15 protein-coding genes are annotated in these 18,372 nt (G+C 51.9%); 6 read left to right on the forward strand and 9 right to left on the reverse strand.

All coding sequences use genetic code 11. The features are described 5' to 3' along the window. Positions 1–10: 10 nt before the first annotated feature. The 4 genes from mnmG to HMPREF3277_RS12980 all read right to left on the reverse strand — a co-directional run bounded on the left by mnmG (position 11) and on the right by HMPREF3277_RS12980 (position 3,642). Complete coding sequence (gene mnmG, locus HMPREF3277_RS12965; RefSeq protein ID WP_070871357.1) at positions 11–1,906, reverse strand: tRNA uridine-5-carboxymethylaminomethyl(34) synthesis enzyme MnmG; 1,896 nt, start codon at positions 1,904–1,906, stop codon at positions 11–13. 594 nt (positions 1,907–2,500) lie between these two features. Then, positions 2,501–2,830, reverse strand: a complete 330-nt coding sequence (locus tag HMPREF3277_RS12970; protein WP_003743612.1) for an FKBP-type peptidyl-prolyl cis-trans isomerase — start codon at positions 2,828–2,830, stop codon at positions 2,501–2,503. A gap of 160 nt (positions 2,831–2,990) precedes the next feature. Next, on the reverse strand, positions 2,991–3,251 hold the full coding sequence (locus HMPREF3277_RS12975; RefSeq protein ID WP_070871358.1) for a hypothetical protein: 261 nt from the start codon (positions 3,249–3,251) through the stop codon (positions 2,991–2,993). A gap of 172 nt (positions 3,252–3,423) precedes the next feature. Further along, a complete protein-coding gene (locus tag HMPREF3277_RS12980; RefSeq protein ID WP_070871359.1) occupies positions 3,424–3,642 on the reverse strand; it encodes a DUF2061 domain-containing protein in 219 nt (72 codons plus the stop codon). Positions 3,643–3,771: 129 nt separating this feature from the next. Here HMPREF3277_RS12980 and HMPREF3277_RS12985 point away from each other — a divergent pair, with 129 nt between their 5' ends. Further along, positions 3,772–4,722 (forward strand): D-2-hydroxyacid dehydrogenase, encoded by a 951-nt coding sequence (locus tag HMPREF3277_RS12985; protein WP_003779689.1) that lies wholly within the window; start codon positions 3,772–3,774, stop codon positions 4,720–4,722. A 261-nt stretch (positions 4,723–4,983) separates the two neighbouring features. On the opposite strand, the gene mnmE is transcribed toward HMPREF3277_RS12985, so the two are convergent. Beyond that, positions 4,984–6,348, reverse strand: coding sequence for a tRNA uridine-5-carboxymethylaminomethyl(34) synthesis GTPase MnmE (mnmE, locus tag HMPREF3277_RS12990; protein ID WP_070871360.1), 1,365 nt, complete (start codon positions 6,346–6,348; stop codon positions 4,984–4,986). 138 nt (positions 6,349–6,486) lie between these two features. After that, positions 6,487–6,717, reverse strand: a complete 231-nt coding sequence (locus tag HMPREF3277_RS12995; protein WP_049225085.1) for a helix-turn-helix domain-containing protein — start codon at positions 6,715–6,717, stop codon at positions 6,487–6,489. A gap of 102 nt (positions 6,718–6,819) precedes the next feature. On the opposite strand from HMPREF3277_RS12995, the gene HMPREF3277_RS13000 reads away from it, so the two are divergent. After that, positions 6,820–7,299 carry a PH domain-containing protein gene (locus HMPREF3277_RS13000; RefSeq protein ID WP_070871361.1) on the forward strand — a complete coding sequence of 160 codons (480 nt, stop codon included), beginning with the start codon at positions 6,820–6,822 and terminating at the stop codon, positions 7,297–7,299. A gap of 142 nt (positions 7,300–7,441) precedes the next feature. On the opposite strand, the gene HMPREF3277_RS13005 is transcribed toward HMPREF3277_RS13000, so the two are convergent. Beyond that, positions 7,442–7,717 (reverse strand): hypothetical protein, encoded by a 276-nt coding sequence (locus HMPREF3277_RS13005; protein WP_003762327.1) that lies wholly within the window; start codon positions 7,715–7,717, stop codon positions 7,442–7,444. Positions 7,718–7,940: 223 nt separating this feature from the next. Here HMPREF3277_RS13005 and HMPREF3277_RS13010 point away from each other — a divergent pair, with 223 nt between their 5' ends. Both HMPREF3277_RS13010 and HMPREF3277_RS13015 read left to right on the forward strand, forming a co-directional pair. After that, positions 7,941–8,366: a CopD family protein gene (locus HMPREF3277_RS13010; RefSeq protein ID WP_070871362.1), complete on the forward strand. Its 426-nt coding sequence runs from the start codon at positions 7,941–7,943 to the stop codon at positions 8,364–8,366. Between the two features lie 54 nt (positions 8,367–8,420). Then, a complete protein-coding gene (locus tag HMPREF3277_RS13015; protein ID WP_049225079.1) occupies positions 8,421–8,885 on the forward strand; it encodes a CYTH domain-containing protein in 465 nt (154 codons plus the stop codon). 276 nt (positions 8,886–9,161) lie between these two features. Here the strand turns inward: HMPREF3277_RS13015 and HMPREF3277_RS13020 are convergent, their stop codons facing one another. After that, positions 9,162–9,650 (reverse strand): dihydrofolate reductase, encoded by a 489-nt coding sequence (locus HMPREF3277_RS13020; RefSeq protein WP_070871363.1) that lies wholly within the window; start codon positions 9,648–9,650, stop codon positions 9,162–9,164. Between the two features lie 255 nt (positions 9,651–9,905). Between HMPREF3277_RS13020 and HMPREF3277_RS13025 the strand changes: the two genes are divergently transcribed. Continuing rightward, positions 9,906–10,796, forward strand: coding sequence for a DegV family protein (locus HMPREF3277_RS13025; protein WP_070871364.1), 891 nt, complete (start codon positions 9,906–9,908; stop codon positions 10,794–10,796). 130 nt (positions 10,797–10,926) lie between these two features. Here HMPREF3277_RS13025 and HMPREF3277_RS13030 read toward each other — a convergent pair whose 3' ends face one another. Next, positions 10,927–11,175: a BolA family protein gene (locus HMPREF3277_RS13030; RefSeq protein WP_029609441.1), complete on the reverse strand. Its 249-nt coding sequence runs from the start codon at positions 11,173–11,175 to the stop codon at positions 10,927–10,929. Between the two features lie 572 nt (positions 11,176–11,747). On the opposite strand from HMPREF3277_RS13030, the gene HMPREF3277_RS13035 reads away from it, so the two are divergent. Then, positions 11,748–18,372 (forward strand): ESPR-type extended signal peptide-containing protein (locus HMPREF3277_RS13035; protein WP_070871365.1); only part of this gene is annotated, 6,625 nt, incomplete at its 3' end.

The raw sequence follows: 18,372 nt of genomic DNA on the forward strand, positions 1-18,372 counted from the left end.
GCGGGTGAGCCTACTTCGCCCCCTTAAACCCGCGCTTCAAATGCACCATCAGCAATGCCACTGCCGCAGGGGTTACACCAGAAATGCGGCTTGCCTGCCCGACGGTTTCGGGTTTGTGCTGGTTGAGTTTTTGCTGCACTTCGGCGGATAGGCCTTTGACTTTGCTGTAATCGATGTCGTCGGGCAGCTTTAAGGTTTCGATGTCGCGGCGGCTGTCGATTTCTTCGTTTTGGCGGTCGATATAGCCTTGGTATTTGACTTGGATTTCGACTTGTTCAATCACGTTTTCAGGCAGCCTGCACTCGGGTTCTGCGCCTTCGAGCGTCATCAGTGCGGCGTAGTCGAGGTTCGGGCGGCGCAGGAGGTCGTGCAGGTTGGCTTCGCGGCTGAGTTTTTGCCCGAACACGCGGATTTGTTCGTCTTTGGCGAGTTTTTGCGGCGTGTACCACGTTGTTTTCAAACGTTGGATTTCGCGTTCGATGGCTTCGCGTTTTTCGTTGAACATGCGCCATTGCTCTTCACCCACCAAGCCGATTTTGTGGCCGTCTTCGGTCAGGCGCATGTCGGCGTTGTCTTCGCGTAGTTGCAGGCGGTATTCGGCGCGGCTGGTGAACATGCGGTAGGGTTCGTTCACGCCTTTGGTGATGAGGTCGTCCACCAATACGCCGAGGTAGGCTTGTTCGCGGCGCAGCAGGAGCGGGTCTTGTCCGCGGACGTATTGCACGGCGTTCGCGCCTGCGAGCAGGCCTTGTGCGGCGGCTTCTTCGTAGCCGGTCGTGCCGTTGATTTGTCCGGCGAAGAAGAGGCCTTGGATGGTTTTGGTTTCAAGGCTGGCTTTGAGGTTGCGCGGGTCGAAGTAGTCGTATTCGATGGCGTAGCCTGGGCGCAGGATATGGGCGTTTTCAAGGCCTTTCATGCTGCGCACGAGCGCGATTTGGATGTCGAACGGCAGGCTGGTGGAAATACCGTTGGGGTAGTATTCGTTGGTCGTCAGGCCTTCGGGTTCGAGGAAAATCTGGTGGCTGTCTTTGTCGGCAAAGCGGTTGATTTTGTCTTCGATGGACGGGCAGTAGCGCGGGCCGACGCCTTCAATTTTGCCGGTGAACATGGGGCTTCGGTCGAAACCGCTGCGGATAATGTCGTGGGTTTGCAGGTTGGTATGCGTAATCCAGCAGGACACTTGACGCGGGTGCATTTCGGCGTTGCCGCGCACGGAAAAGACGGGCACGGGCGTGTCGCCGGGCTGTTCGGTGAGCTGGGAGAAATCAATCGTGCGCCCGTCGATGCGCGGCGGCGTGCCGGTTTTCAGACGACCTTGCGGCAGGTTCAATTCGCGCAAACGTCCGCCCAGCGATTTGGCGGCGGGGTCGCCGGCGCGGCCGCCTTCGTAGTTTTCCAAACCGATGTGGATTTTGCCGGACAAAAACGTGCCGGCGGTCAGCACGACGGCGCGGGCTTTGAATTCCACGCCCATTGCGGTGATTACGCCTGAAATGCGGTCGCCGTCGAGCGTTACGTCGTCAACCGACTGTTGGAAAAGTTCCAGATTTTCTTGGTTTTCCAGCATTTCGCGGATGGCGGCTTTGTACAGGATGCGGTCCGCCTGCGCACGCGTGGCACGAACCGCCGCGCCTTTGCTGGCGTTCAAACGACGGAACTGGATGCCGGATTTGTCGGTCGCCAACGCCATTGCGCCGCCGAGTGCGTCGAGTTCGCGCACAAGATGGCCTTTGCCGATGCCGCCGATGGACGGGTTGCACGACATTTGTCCGAGCGTTTCGATGTTGTGTGTGAGCAAAAGCGTCTGCGCGCCCATGCGGGCGGCAGCGAGCGCGGCCTCCGTACCTGCGTGGCCGCCGCCGACGACGATGACGTCGTAGGTTTTGGGGTAAATCATGTGGGTCATGTGTGTCAACGTGCCTAATGGTTTCAGACGACCTCTTTTCTCTGACGGAGGTCGTCTGAAAATATAATGAATTCAAAAATAAACGTGGGATTGTACGCTTTTTCGGGGGGATTTGACAGGTGGAAAGGCGCTTGCGGGTATGGGATGGGAAAAGGGTCGTCTGAAAACGGGTGTAGAGCGGGTTTCTCTAAAAACCCGAATCTCAAGGTTTTCAGACGACCTCATTTTTATTTGCGACCTGCTCCCTCTCCCGTCTGGCGGGAGAGGATGACTCTATGGGCTGCACGAATTCGATTTTGCCTAAATCCACAAAGCCACCCCCATCCTAGCCTTCCCCCGCCGGATGGGGGAAGGAACAGATTGCCGTTGCAGCCACCCGTAGCGTGGGCTTTGCCCACGAAATGAAAGCAAATAAGATTATTGTCTGGCATGGTTAGACGGCAGATTTCACGGGCAAAGCCCACGCTACAAATTTGGTTTGTTCTAACCCGCTTGAATTAAACAAAAAGGTCGTCTGAAAACCTCAACATTCGGTTTTCAGACGACCTTTCGCTCTTTTTCAATGCAGAAAATCCATCCCAACGCCGTCAGGCATTATTCATAAACTTTCAACAACTCTACTTCAAACACCAACGTCGCGTTAGGCGGAATCACGCCTCCTGCGCCGCGTGCGCCGTAGCCCATTTCGGCGGGAATGGTCAGCTTGCGTTTGCCGCCTTCTTTCATGCCGCCGAAACCTTCGTCCCAGCCTTGAATGACCTGACCCACGCCCAGCGTAATCGTCAGCGGCTGACGGCGGTCGAGGCTGGAGTCGAATTTGGTGCCGTCTTCCAGCCAACCGGTGTAATGCACGGTAATTTCCTTGCCTTTCACGGCCTCTTTGCCGTGGCCTTCCTGCAAATCTTCAATAATCAAACCGCTCATGTTTTATCCTTTCATAGCGTTTTCAATCGGTTAACAATATCGACTCTTCGATATTCCGCGCTGAAGGGTATCATAGCTGCCGTTTCCGATAAAGCAAAAGGTCGTCTGAAAACGGATGGGTACGTTTTCAGACGACCTTTCAACTTCAACCGATGGGCAATCAATTTGAGCCGTTTTGCAACGAGCGGGCATAGGTGTCGTTGTAGCCGATGTCGGTGATTTCGCGCACGCCTGTGGCAGGTGCGGTGAATTTCAAGCGGTCATCATCCTTACGCATATCGTGCGTGTCGTGATATTCGACTTGGGTTAAGCCCGGAATGGGGCCGGAGTCGTTGGCATGGTTCCATTCAGGAATGCGGCTGTCGGCGAAAGATGCGGCGGTGGCAACGGCGATGAGGGAGGCGAAGAGTGCTTTTTTCATGATACTTTCCTTATGATGTTGAATATAAAAGATGAACTGCGTAGGCGTTCAAGCGATGGAAAGCATTTTATTGATTTCTTTTTGATTGATAAATATCTATTTTGTTGAAAGAATATTTACCAATAAGAAACAATATGCCCTAGCCCGTTTTCAGACGACCTCCGGTCAAAACTTATCCACAATGGTGCAGCGGCGTCGCCCATTCTTGTTTTACGGTTTTATTTTTTTCGTAGCGTCGCCATGCCTTTTCGTGGAAATAGAAAACGACGGTGTTGGCAAGCGGCTCGACCAGCGCGACTGCGCTTGAGATGCCAATGCTGCCGGTCAAAATATAGGCAACGCCGAACGCGGTGGCGAAATGTAAAATGGCAAAGGTCATGGTTTTAATCATGATGGTTTCCTGATATGGTGATGTCTGTATGATTCGGATAATAACCATTCTCAACTACGCCGTATCTTTTGAATATTTCATTCAAAATTAGTTTATTTAAATCATTATTTTATTTTTGATAGGTGAAATATGAATCCACTGTGCATTGCCGTTCTCGACCGCGACACGCTTGCCGACCGTCCGTTTGACTTTGATTTTCCGCATACTTTAAGCAGCTATGGTTCGACTGAGGCGCATCAGACCGCCGAGCGCATACAGGGCGCGGACATCATCATTACCAACAAAGTCGTGATTTCCGCCGAACACATCGCCGCCAACCCGCAGCTCAAACTGATTGCGCTAGCCGCGACGGGCGTCAACAATGTTGACCTTGCTGCCGCCAAGCAAGCGGGCGTGAGCGTGTGCAACATCCGCGCTTACGGCAATGAATCCGTGGCGGAACACGCGTTTATGATGATGATTACCCTGATGCGCAACCTGCCTGCCTATCAGCGAGACGTTGCAGCAGGCTTGTGGGAAAACTCGCCGTTTTTCTGCCACCTCGGCGCACCGATGCGCGATTTAAACGGTAAAACACTGGCGATTTTCGGTCGCGGCAACATCGGACAGACGCTGGCAACTTATGCACAGGCGTTCAAAATGAAGGTCGTGTTTGTCGAACACAAACACGCCGAAACCGTCCGCGACGGCTACGTTTCCTTTGACGAAGCCGTCCGCACTGCCGATGCGCTGTCGCTGCATTGCCCGCTCACGCCGGAAACGGCAAACATGATAGGCGAAGCCGAGTTGCAACAGATGAAGCCCGGCGCCATCCTCATCAACTGCGGGCGCGGCGGCTTGGTTGATGAAGCCGCTTTGGTTGCGGCGTTGAAATACGGCCAAATCGGCGGGGCAGGTTTTGACGTGTTAACACAAGAGCCGCCGCGCGACGGCAACCCTCTGCTGAAAGCTCGACTGCCCAACCTCATTGTCACGCCACACATTGCATGGGCAAGCCAAGAGGCCGCCAACCGTCTGTTTGACATCCTTGTGGACAACATCAACCGCTTCGTCGCGGGCAATCCGCAGAATCTGGTTTGATGCCGATAGCCCTTAGCCCTGTTGATAATTTTGTGAACAATTTAAAAGGTCGTCTGAAAATTCTCAGACGACCTTTTATATATTGATATTTTTCAATGAATTAAGTTTAATTTGATTGAATTGGGATGAAGTTCAAATTGTGGATAAGTTGTGAGCAATCCGTGGATTTCGTCAAAAACCAATGCTTTCAAACGGCAAAGGTCGTCTGAAACCTGAATCTTGGTTTTCAGACGACCTTTCGCGTATGGATAAGGTTTAATCTTATTTGCCGATGCAGAAGCGCGAGAAAATTACGCCCAGCAAATCGTCGGCGGTAAATTCGCCGGTGATTTCGCTGCACGCGTTTTGGGCGAGGCGCAGGTGTTCGGCGAAAAGCTCGATTTGGTTGTTGTCGCAGAGGGCGGCGTTTTCCAGCTCGGCTTCGGCTTCGTACAAGGCGTTGAGGTGGCGGCTGCGGGCGAGGAACAGGCTTTCGCTTTCGCCCTGCCAGCCGACTTCCTGCAATAGCGCGTGTTTGAGCAAGTCGAGACCCGCGCCGGTTTTGGCGGACAGGCTGATGACGGTGTCCGCGCCGGTTTGCGCGAGGCCGTCTGAACGGACGGCGACGGGTTCGCCAGTCAGGTCGGCTTTGTTGTGGATTTCGATTTTTTTCAAACCTTCGGGCAGGCTGTTCAAAATGGCTTGGGTTTTGGCGTTCACGCCTTCTCGCGGGTCGATGAGAATCAGGGCGACATCGGCTTCGGAGACGGCTTTGCGGCTGCGCTCGATGCCGATTTGTTCGACCACGTCGTCGGTTTCGCGCAGGCCGGCGGTGTCGATGATGTGGACGGGCACGCCGTCGAGGGTGATTTGTTCGCGCACGGTGTCGCGGGTGGTGCCGGCGATGTCGGTTACGATGGCGATGTCGTCGCCCGCCAAGGCGTTGAGCAGGCTGGATTTGCCGACATTGGGCGCGCCGACGAGGACGACGTTCATGCCTTCGCGCAAAATCGCGCCTTGTTCCGCGCTGGTGAGGACGGTTTTCAGACGGCCTTGCAGGGCTTGGAGCTTGCCGCGCGCGTCGGCGGCTTCGAGAAAATCGATGTCTTCTTCGGGGAAGTCCAACGTGGCTTCAACCAGCATCCGCAAAGTAATAAGGTCATCCACCAGCTCGTGTATGTGTTGGGAAAACGCGCCTTTGAGCGAACGCAACGCCATGCGTGCGGCGGACTTGCTGGAGGCGTCGATAAGGTCGGCGACGCTTTCGGCTTGGGCAAGGTCGAGTTTGTTGTTGAGGAAGGCGCGTTTGGTAAATTCGCCCGGCTCCGCCATGCGCGCCCCCAGTTCGAGGCAGCGCGAAAGCAGCATGTCCATCACGACAGGGCCGCCGTGTCCCTGCAATTCAATCACGTCTTCGCCGGTAAAGCTGGCGGGGGCGGCGAAGTAGAGCAGGATGCCGTTGTCTATCGGCTGCCCGTCGCCGCCGAGAAAGTCGGTGTAAAGCGCGGTACGCGGTTTGGGCGTTTTGCCGCCGCTGAGGGTTTGCGCCAAAGGCAGCAGGTTTTTGCCGGAAAGACGGATAACGCCGACGCCGCCGCGTCCGGGTGCGGTGGCGATGGCGGCGATGGTGGGTTGGGATGCGGACATGGCTGGCTCGTATCGGAAATTTAATGGACGGTATTATATAGTGATTTCACAATGATAAAGGTCGTCTGAAAACCTTGCTGTCGGTTTTCAGACGACCTTTTTAGAAGATTGGTCATGTGGGCGGACTACTTGAACGGTTCAGGTATTTTTAATTTCTGAATCATCCGGCAGCAGGTCGTGTATGGAACAGTTTAAAGCAGAAGACAGTTGATACAGTTTATCGACCGTTATATTGACCTCCCCCCTTTCTATTCTACCCATATAGCTTCTGTCTATATCGGCAAGTAAGGCTAAGTTTTCTTGGTTGATATTGGACTGTTTGCGGATTTCTCGGATTTTTATACCTATCAAAACACTGATTTTACTCATGAGATTTGTCTTCACAAATCTCAAAATATCCAATTTTGACGCTTATTTATCCACGGATTATAATCCGTATTTTTGGAAAATACCTAATGTGGAGAACGTCAAATGGCAAGTTATATTGAAAGCTCTTTAGGGCGGAGTGAACGTATTGTTTATAAAGCGCAAGTATCGTGGCTGTCCCAATTCGGACGATTGGTATTTGGTGCATTGTTTGCACTGTTGATAAGAGAGATTCCAATTATTGGAATAATCGGCATATTGTTCATTATTGTGGCTGTGCTGAATGTCATGACAACGGAGCTTGCATTGACCAATAAAAGACTGATCGCCAAAGCTGGCTTTATCCGTCGGCAAACAATTGAACTAAATATAGATCGTGCTGAAAGTCTTTCTGTAATTCAAGGTTTTTGGGGCAGGATTTTCAATTATGGCTCCATAGTGGTCAGAGGGACGGGGGGCAGTCATGCTCCGATTCCTTATATCGCCCGACCGATGGAGTTCCGTCAACAATTCAATGACTTTATAGATAACGAAATTGATGGGGTCTCGAAAAATCAAATTGGAGTAAAACCGCCTGCCGTTTGAGATGGGCGGAAATGGTGATTTTTATTTTATATAGCAAAATCGTAAGAAAATATTTCTATCGATTCGAATATGAAAAGGTCGTCTGAAACCCGGCAAATGGTTTCAGACGACCTTTTGATGTATTTTTTCCGAAAGGAAGAAATCAGCGTTTTTTCTTGGCGTTTTTCTTTTCGGCGGCGGCAAGGCGCATGGCGACGAATTCGACCATCAGTTCTTTTTTCGTCCAGAAGAAGTTTTTCATTTTTTCCAGAGAATAGATTTTGCGTACCATCATGGGCAGGCCGGCATGGATGATGGCGGCGACTTCGCCGTTGCGGGTTTCGTCCGCCATGGCGGTTTTGAGGTCGGTCTGGTTGGCGGCGAGGTAGTCGCCGAGTTGTTTTTGAACGCTAGTGCTGATTTCAAATTGCTTAATCATGTTTTCTTTCCGTTTTGTGTTTGTTCCGCGAGGTAGGGCGGCTATTGGTTTTAATTACATGTGCATTTTAACAAATTTTAATTTTATTGCATATCAACTGTGCGAAATTATGACGTGATTTACAATTTTTCGGACGTAAAACAGACAGTCGTTGACATAAAGAAAACAGCCGCTGCGGTTTGGCGGGTAAAATACGCGTTTTCGAGCGTGAGGTCGTCTGAAAATGTATTTGTGGTTTAAGCTCTTACATGTGTTTTTTGTGATTTCGTGGTTCGCCGGGCTGTTTTACCTGCCGCGTATTTTTGTGAATCTGGCGCAGGTTGAGGTGTCGGAGCAGCCGGTGGAATATGAGCGGCTCTCGGCGATGGCGCGGCGGCTGTATAAGTTTATGTCGCCGTTGGGGTTCGGGACGCTGGTGTGCGGCATGGTGATTCCGTTTGTGACGGGCTGGTGGGGGCAGGGCTGGCTGCATGTGAAGCTGTTGATGGGCCTGCTGCTTTTGGCTTATCAATTTTATTGCGGCGCGCTGCTTCGCGGCTTTGAGGAAAACCGCAATACGCATTCGCACAAGTGGTACAGGGTGTTTAACGAAGTGCCTGTATTGATGATGGTCGTGGCTTTGTATATGGTGGTGTTCAAGCCGTTTTAAGGTGTGTGCAAAACCTGTTTTCAGACGACCTTCTTTTATATTGGAATCAAACAGATGACTATTGAAATCGAACGCCGCTTCCTGTTGAAAAACGATGACTGGAAGCGCGAAGCCTCTGCGCCGCAAGTGTTGCGGCAGGGCTATTTGAGCGTGGAAAAAGAGCGCACCATCCGCGTGCGCATTATTGACGACAAGGCTTGGCTGACTTTGAAAGGCTATATTTCGGATGTCAGCCGCAGTGAGTTTGAATACGAAATTCCTTTGGCGCACGCGCGGCAGATGATGGAGACGATGTGTCCGTTTAAGATGGAAAAACACCGCTATCGGGTGGAATTTAAGGGCTTTGTGTTTGAAATCGACGAGTATTTCGGCGACAACGCGCCTTTGGTGGTGGCGGAGGTCGAGCTGCCTGCGGAAGATACACCGTTTGAAAAACCGGACTGGCTGGGCGCGGAGATTACGTCGGAAGGAAAATTTACCAATGCGTATTTGAGCAAGCATCCTTATTCGACTTGGTAGGCGGGTTGGGGAATAACGGTACGCCGCCGATACAGGTAGCAGATTGTAGCGTGGGCTTTGCCCGCGGAAAACGGCTTGAACGATTGTCTGGTTCGGGATTTGATCGGCAGATTCGCGGGCGAAGCCCACGCTACGGCTGGCTTAATTTAATTCGCTATATCGGCTGTTTGAGAATCACAAAGGTCGTCTGAAAACTGTTTTTCAGACGACCTTTTTGATTTTATTGATTCATCGCATCGCTGGCGGACGGTTTGACGGCAGACCGCCTGTTTTTGCTTATCGGATGCGGGTGTAATGGACGAATGCGTAGCCTGTGCCGTTGGCGGAGGTGTGGGTTTCACGGGCGGTTTCGCGCCATTCTGACGGCGAAAATTCGGGGAAAAACGCATCGCCTTGGACGTCTAATGCCACTTCGGTAATCCGCAAATCGCTGGCAAGCGGCAGGGCTTGGGCATAGATTTGTGCGCCGCCCATGATGATGACTTCTTCCGCAGCGGCACATAATGCCAAAGCTTCTTCAAGGCTGCCGACGGTTTCCGCGCCTTCTGCCGGATAATCTGCCTGACGGCTGATGACGATATTGCGGCGGCCGGGCAGCGGCTTGCGGGGTAGGGATTCCCAAGTTTTCCGCCCCATCACGACGGGTTTGTCGAGGGTATAGGATTTGAAAAATGCGAAGTCCTCGGGCAAGTGCCAAGGCATGGTGTTGTTGATGCCTATGCAGCGGTCAGGCGCGCAGGCGGCAATCAGGGTGATTTTCGGCATGGGTGGTCTTTTGGTTGAGAAGTAGCTGTATTGTAAACGATATGTAAACGCAGGTGTTCAAAAGGCGGCATAAAAACCATATGGCAATGAATGATAACTATTATTTTAGAATATAGTGTTTAGTTTCAAAATAATGCTCAAAACTATTAATATGTAGACAAAAATTTACATACCGTTTATCATTAAAATAGACCGCTTAGATGGTCCTTTATTTATTTGAGATTTTGCATTGTTTGATGCACAAGGGAGCAGTTTATGGCAGGCTCTTATGCCTTATATCGTTGCGCGGTATTGTCTACGTCGAGTGGCTCTTTGTCGGGCATACTCGATCGGGACAGCCCGATTCAGATTCTGCATCTGAATGTATTTATGGAACAACAAGAGTTCGCTGACGGACTGGAAATCAGTAATGAAGAATATTGCAATTGGCGCCGCGAGCATTTGGACAGCGATGTTTCTACAACACCGCCGTCGTCTGAAGATTTATTGAGGACTTTTCAATATTTGGTCGGTCAGGGTTATCACGAAGCCATCGTGACGACGTTGAGCCACAAATTAAGTGATTCTGCCGATATGGTGCGTCAAGTTGCCGAGCAGGTTCCGCAGTTGAAAGTCCATGTCGTCGATACAGGGACATGCTGTATGCCCGAAGGCTTTTTTGCTTTGGAAGCAGACCGCCTGTTGCGCGAAGGAAAAACGCCGACGGAAATCGTTGCTTACTTGGAAGGTTTAAAAAAACGTTGCAACATCATTTTCGGACTGTCCACAATCAAATCTCTTGTCGGCAGCGGCACGATGGCAAGATTGGGCGCTTCGTTGTGCGACTGGTTGGGGCTGCGCGCCGTATTGCGCTTTTCGCAAGATCAGTTGTGCCGGGTCGAATCCACTTCCGATGACGAAAAAATGTTTGATGCCATCATCGACCAAGTGTTGAAACTGATGCAAGGCAAAAACAGGGAACAATTTATCCTCGGCGGTCTTTATACGGGCGAACGCGACCGGTATCGGATATTTGCAGAACGCTTCTTCAAGCGGACCGGTATCTGTTTGGATGACGGCGTTCCCGTATCGCCGGTAGTGGCGGTGCACGTCGGCATCTGCGGCGTAGGCGTCGGCATGGTCGAAAAACTCGAAGCGGCGGCATAAGGAACGACACGGAATCTGCCTGCATTCCTGATGCTTATTAAGCGGCAATTCAACATTGTGTAAATTAAAAAAGGTCGTCTGAAACTCCGATTCAGGTTTCAGACGACCTTTTTTTGTCTGAGCTAACGACTTATTGCTGCTTCGCCGCCCATTCCGCAGGCGTGGCGGCAACGGAAATCGACAGCGCGTGCAATTCGTTGCTGGCCAGTTGCGCCTTCAGACCGTCTTTGATCAGGCGGTGGCGGGCGAGGCGGGCTTTGCCTTCAAACTCGGAAGAGACGATGACGGCGAAGAAGTGATGTCCGTCGCCTTCGACTTCGACGTGTTCGCAAGCGGCGACGCCTTCAATCAGCGATTTGACTTGTTCTGGGGTAAGCATTTGTATTCCTTGTTTCAAAAACATTGCGGCATTATACAGAATAATGCCGCTTAACATCGCCAACTTACTGAGGATAGTATTTTAAAAGTTATTCATTAATATTGAATCAACATAAGGTTTACAGAGGTCGTCTGAAACGTTTTCAGACGACCTCTTTTCTTATTTTTGGATGTCGGATACTTAAAAATATCATTTTTTTAGTACGGGTGAATTCAGGCAAAAGGGTTTTGGCATATAAATTGCTTTCAGATAAAAGATAAAGTTTCGCTTTGATTGCAAAATAAAGTTAAGAAAATAGAAGTCATCAAAGATAAGCGGATAGATAAATAGCCAAAAGGTCGATAAATCAGTTTTTGGAGATTGTTATCTGAGGTATAGATAAATCCTGAAATTTGTTTGAAAGTGACAATATACGTCATATCCGTTGAATAAATTTTGCAATCGAAATATCAGTATCAAATACGATATTTTCATTTTTGGTTATTGGATTGGATGTTTGGAAAGCTGGTTATTACATCAATTCAATAATATATTAAATTTATTTGTTTAACATTTTAAATCAGAGAGTCAGCATGAATAAAATCTATCGTGTCGTATGGAACGAAACCACACAGACGTGGAACGCGGTGGCGGAATTCGCCAAAGCGCATGGGAAAACGGCTTCATCAGGCATAGGCGGCATCGTTGCCTCCGTAGGCGTGCGCTTCGCGTTTACCGCCATCATGTCCGGCCTGCTGCTTGCCAGCGGTCAAGTCATGGCTGCAGCAAATAACGGTAAAACCCTTGCCAATGGCAAAGCCGTCACTGCGGCTGCCGAAGGTACCGACTACAACACCTGCTATTTCGATACCACCAGCTACAACGTGGTCTGCGGCGATGATACGACGACTGCGTTAGATTTCATTCCTCAAGACGGCGGACAACCTCCAAAACAAGGTAAATCTGTCTCCATCGGACAAGGAACCCAAACCAGCGGAGAAAGTAACGTTGCCATTGGTCCGAATTCAGCCACTGCCGAAACCGGCTCTATTGCCATTGGTTCTTCCGCCAATGCTGCCAAAAATCAGACTATTGCCATCGGTCAAGGTGCGGCAACGAAAGGTCAGGCTGACATTGCTATCGGTAAAGGTGCGGGTCCCGGCTCTAGTTCTGCAAACGGACGAAACATCGCTATCGGTGAAAATGCGTTACAAAGCAGCACGAACAGCGATAACGTGATCGCCATCGGTACCAACGCAGGCAGTGGCAGTGACAGTACCCAGTCCATTTACATCGGTAATGGCGCAAACGGTATGGAAACTAAAAACGTCGCTATCGGTAACTTGGCGAAAACCAAAAGCGGCAGTGTCGGTATCGGTGACTCTTCAAATGCACAAGGCAGATCATCTGTTGCCATCGGTACCAGCGCCACTGTTACTGAAGCAGCAGGTAACGGTATTTCCATCGGTTTCAATTCCAATACTTCGGGTATGAGCGCCGTAGCCATCGGTGGTGCGAGTACCGTTGGCAAGGGTGCGAATGCATCAGGTGCAGCCAGCCTTGCGATTATGAGTACTGCCATTGCTACCGGACAACGGGCTATTGCCGTGGGTGAATCGGCTTTAGGTTCGGGCTCTTACGGCATTGCCATCGGTGGTAAAGCGAATGCGTTAGGTGCTTCCTCCATCGCGATTGGCGGCAGTCAGGCGGCGGATAAAGGACCGACTGCAACCGGCAATTTCTCAACTGCTATCGGTTATGGTGCAAAAGCAGGCAATTCGGATGCTGTCGCCATCGGTTCGACCGCCAATGCCGCCCTGAAAGATACCACTGCCGTCGGTAAAAACAGCACGGCAAACGGTCTGCGCGCCACAGCCTTCGGTGTAGACAGCAATGCAGGTGCTGAAAACGCCTTGGCTGCTGGTCCGCAAACCACCGCTTCTGCCAAAGGCGCGATTGCCGTCGGTTTTGCCACTCAGGCAACCGGTTTGAGCAGCATCGCAGTCGGTAAAGAAGCCATTGCCACTACAGAGACTTCTACTTCACTTGGTCAAAACAGCCAAGCCACCGCCAACAACGCCGTTGCCATCGGTAACAAAGCCGTAGCGGCAGGTACGGGCAATATCGTAGTGGGTACGAACGCAGGTGTGTACGACGCCGCCGTTTCCGCAGGGCGCACAGTCGGCGCGGACACCGTCTATATCGGCGCGGACAGCGGTCGCAATGCCTATACCAATGAACGTCAAATCTCCATCGGTAAAGGTACGGGCAACAACGCTACTGGCGTGGACAATATTGCCCTCGGCTTGCGTTCCGGCGCATTTGTGTCTGGTGCGAACAACGTCGCCATCGGTAGGGAAGCAGGCATGGGTACGGATGCCCAAAAACTGAGCGTCACTTCCACTGTCGCCATCGGTGAAGCTGCAAAAGGCAGCTTCAGCAACACCGTCGCCATCGGTAAAACCGCATTGGCAGAAAAAGAATCCGCAGTTGCCGTCGGTATGGTTTCCAAAGCAAGCGGCGACAATTCGGTAGCCATTGGTAAGACTGCCAATGCCAGCGCACACGAAACCGTCGCCATCGGTCACGAGACTGTTGCCGGAGCCGTTTCTTCTGTCGCGGTGGGTCAGCGTGCCAACGCATCGGGCAGTGAGGCGGTCGCATTGGGTATCGATTCCAATGCCTCCGGTCGTTTTGCCGTGGCCATCGGTAACATGGCGAAGGTAACCAACAGCAAGCTCAACGGCATTGCCATCGGCAGCAATGCTGTCGCTTCAGAAGACTATGCAATGGCGATGGGTCTCGACACCCAAGCAACGGGTAACAGCTCGATTGCCTTTGGTAATACGACTAAAGCACTTGCAGCAGAAGCTATTGCTATCGGTCATTCCGCCAATGCTGCGGAAGGCAATACTGTCGCCTTGGGTGTATCTGCGACTTCGGCAAAAGCAGGTGCGGTTACTTTGGGTGCATACACCAAAGCTGATGCTGTCAAAGCACTTGCCTTAGGTTACGAATCCCATGCCGTCAATGAAAACGATGTTGCTTTGGGTGGCGGCAGTTTGACTGAAGCGCATCACAGTGGCGATTACACACTGAACGGTAACTACACAGCCGCCGGTACATGGTCTTACGGTACGGTTTCCGTCGGTAAAGTCGATGCAACTACCCCTGCCAACAACTTCACCCGTCAAATTCAAAACGTTTCCGCAGGTGTCATCAGCGCAACCAGCACCGACGCCATCAACGGCAGCCAGCTTTACGCGACCAATTCTTACCTGCTCAACTTGGGTAACAACGTCAAAAACGCCTTGGGCGGCGAAACTGCAATCGACAATGCAGGCAATCTGACCCTGAACAATTTAGGCGGTACAGGCAAAGCCAATGTTCACGACGCTTTGGAAGCGATGAACAACAAAATCGACCAATTAGGCGGCGGCAGCTCCAGCCATTTTTACAGCGTTCAGACGACCTCCAATGCCCGAGGCAATTACAACAATGACGGTGCAACCGGATTGGATGCTCTGGCAGCAGGTGCGGACGCGCAGGCAGCGGGCGATTTTGCCGTAGCCGTCGGTACAGGTGCGCAGGCGGTAATTTCCAACTCTATCGCCATCGGTAAAAACGCCTCCGTCAACGAAGATACCGCCTCCGTTGCCGCCGTCAACGGCGCGACCAAAGGTGAAGGCTCCGTCGCCATCGGTGCGAACACCAAAGCCAGCGGCACCAACGCTACCGCCGTCGGTCAAGCGTCCAACGCCTACGGTCAAAACTCCTTCGCAGGCGGTCAGTCTTCCAAAGCATTGGGCAAATCCAGCGTAGCGGTCGGTGACGGCGCAATCGCCAACCAAGATTCCTCCACCGCAATCGGCGCATACAGCCAGTCCACGGCGGCAGGTGCGACCGCGTTGGGCTTCAATACCCGCGCAACCGCTTCCGGTACTGTCGCGGCAGGTCGCAACAGCAAAGCCACTTCCAACAATGCTTTGGCATTGGGTAACGAAGCAGACGCGCAAAAAGACGACACCATCGCCATCGGCTACAACGCCCAAGCCACGCAAAACCGTGCCGTAGCCTTCGGTAAAAATGCCAAAGCCACCGCAGGCGACACCTTTGCCTTGGGCGATGCGGCAAAAGCCTCTGTCGGCAATGCCATCGCTTTCGGTAAAAACGCCAATGCCGCTCATGCAGGTTCTATCGCATTGGGTGCCAATTCCGCGACTGAAGCAGCCGTCCAGACGACCTCTGCCACCGTTGGTGGTCTGACTTTCGGCAACTTTGCAGGCAACGCCCCTGAGTCCACACTCAGCATCGGCACGGCAGGCAAAGAGCGTACGATTACCAACGTCGCCGCAGGCCGCATCAGCAACAACAGCACTGACGCAGTAAACGGCAGCCAGCTTTATGCGACTCAAAACGTCATGAACAACATCGGTACGAGCGCAGTCGGCGTATTGGGTGGAAACGCAGCCATTGCGAATGACGGCACTATTAAGATGACTGACATCGGCGGTACGGGTGAGCGCACTATCCATGATGCCATTGCTTCTATCCACAACTCTTCTTACAAATCGTTCAAGCTGAATACGGCTAAAACCAACAATACCAATGGTGTTGCTGAAAACTATTCTTTGGAAGAAATTACCAATGGTGCGACCATTACGTTGGAAGCAGGTCAAAATATCCGTTTGAGCCAAAATAAAGGCGCAGTCAGCATCAATACAGTTGATGCTCCGACTTTTGCCGGCAAGATTACGGCAAATGGCGGCTTGGATATGGCAAACAACAAGATTATCAATGTTGCCAAAGGTACAGAAGCGTCTGATGCAGTGAATTTTGAGCAGTTATCGGATGCAATTAAAAACGTCCATGTAACTACATTGACTACGGTTAGTAATTCAACACCGTTCTCTTATGTTGGTTCCAACGGCAAAATGTTGAGACGCGAAGTAACCGTTGATCCGCTTACGCAAACACGCACCGTTAAGTTTGTCGATGTAGAGGATAACTCTGTCTATACAGGCAATGACGTAACCATTGCCGCATTGAATCCGACCGACCCTCAAACCTCGACTCCGACGACTATCGGTAACGTTAAAGATGGTCAGAAGCAAAACGATGCGGTAAACGTATCGCAGCTGGACAAAGTTGCCAAAGCACTTGGCACACAGGTTAATCCTGCTGACGGCACTATTACTGCACCGAATTACACAGTTATTTCTGGCAATCCGGATAGTAGCAGCGTAGCGACTTACCATACTGTCGGAGAAGCATTAAGTGCGTTAAGCGATGCAGCACGCACACCGTTGACGTTTGCCGCAGATACCGGTACGCCCTCAACTCGACGTTTGGGCAGCACTGTCACCGTTAAAGGCGGCGAAGCCGATGCAACCAAACTGTCCGACAGTAACAACATTGGTGTGGTTTCAGACGACACTACCGGCACACTCAACGTCAAACTGGCGAAAGAGCTGAAAGGTCTGACCTCGTCTGAATTCATCGACGCAGCAGGCGGCAAAACCACCGTTTCTGCAGACGGCGTGACCGTCGGCACGGCGGCAAACCCCGTCAAACTGACGACCGAAGGTCTGTCTAACGGCGGTAAGAAAGCAACCGACATCGCTGCCGGTGTGAACAATACCGACGCCGTCAACGTCAGCCAGCTCACTCCGTTGGCAACCGCATTGGGCGCAACCGTCAATCCGACTACCGGCGCGGTTGAAGTACCGAATCTGGTGGTAACCAAAACCGACGGCACGCAGGCCGCACCTGTCAACACCGTACAAGGCGCGTTGGACAACATCGGTACCGAGCTGCAAAAAGGCCTGACTTTCGGCGGCGACAACGCAGACAAGAATTTCGAGCGCAAACTCGGCAACCAAGTTTTCGTCAAAGGCGGTGCGGATGCGGCGAAACTGTCCGACAACAACATCGGCGTGGTTTCAGACGACCTTAACGGCACGCTCAACGTCAAACTTGCCAAAGATTTGCAAGGTTTGAACAGCGCACAATTTGAAACCGACGGCAACGTGACCACCATCAACGGCGGCAATGTTTCCTTGGCTGACAAAGACGGCAATATTGCCGAAACCACAGCAAACGGCATCACCCTGACCCCGGTGCCAAGCAGCGGCAAAGAAGCCGTCAGCCTGACCAAAGACGGTCTGAACAACGGCGGCAACAAGATTACTAAGGTTGCCGAAGGCACGCTTGCGGCTGACAGCACCGACGCTGTTAACGGAGCGCAACTGTACAAAGTTGATCAGAAAGCCAACACCAATGCCGAAAATATTGCTAAAGGTATCAATATCGGCGGTACAAGCGGCAGCAACAAATACGCATTGGGCGACACTGTCAACATCAAAGGCGACAGCAACATTACCAGCGAAACCGTTGAAGGCGGCGTACAACTGAAACTTGCCGACACCGTCAAAATCGGACAAGACAGTGGCAAACCTGTCAGCATCGACGGCGTAAACGGCACAGTCAGCGGTCTGAGCAACACCACCTTGGGCGGTGCGGACTTCGCTACCAAAGGTCAAGCTGCAACTGAAGAGCAGTTGAACGCTACCCAAGCCAATCTGGCGAAAATCTTCGGCGGTAACGCAGCCAACAACAACGGCAACGTCAACTTCACCGACATTGGCGGTACAGGCAAAGACAACGTCCACGACGCCATTGCCGCAGTGAAAGAAACTGCCGACAAAGGCTGGAACCTGAACGCCAACGACGAAACCTCGTCTGAAAAAATCGGCGCAGGCGACACCGTAACCTTCAAAGAAGGTAAAAACGTCAAAGTCAGCCGCAACGGTAAGAACATCACCGTAGCGACTTCAGACGACGTATCCTTCAACAAAGTAACTGTCGGCGACAGCGTTCTGACCGACAACGGGTTGACTGTGGGCAACGGCAAAGCAGGTAATCCTGTCAGCCTGACCAAAGACGGTTTGGACAACGGCGGCAATAAAATCTCCAACGTCGCCGCAGGCGAGGCAGATACCGACGCCGTCAACGTTGCTCAGTTGAAAGCCAATTCAGGTCGTGTGGAAAGCGGCGACGACAACATCGTCGTTGAAACCGACAAAACAGGCGGTTCTAACGTTTACAAAGTTTCTACCGCTAAAGACCTGAAGGCTGACAGCCTGACCGCGGGCGAGACCGTTGTGAACAACAGCGGCGTAACTGTCGGCGACAAAGTGGCGCTGGGCAAAGACGGTC

The sequence above is a fragment of the Neisseria sp. HMSC70E02 genome (genome assembly GCF_001838645.1).
Classification (GTDB): domain Bacteria; phylum Pseudomonadota; class Gammaproteobacteria; order Burkholderiales; family Neisseriaceae; genus Neisseria; species Neisseria macacae.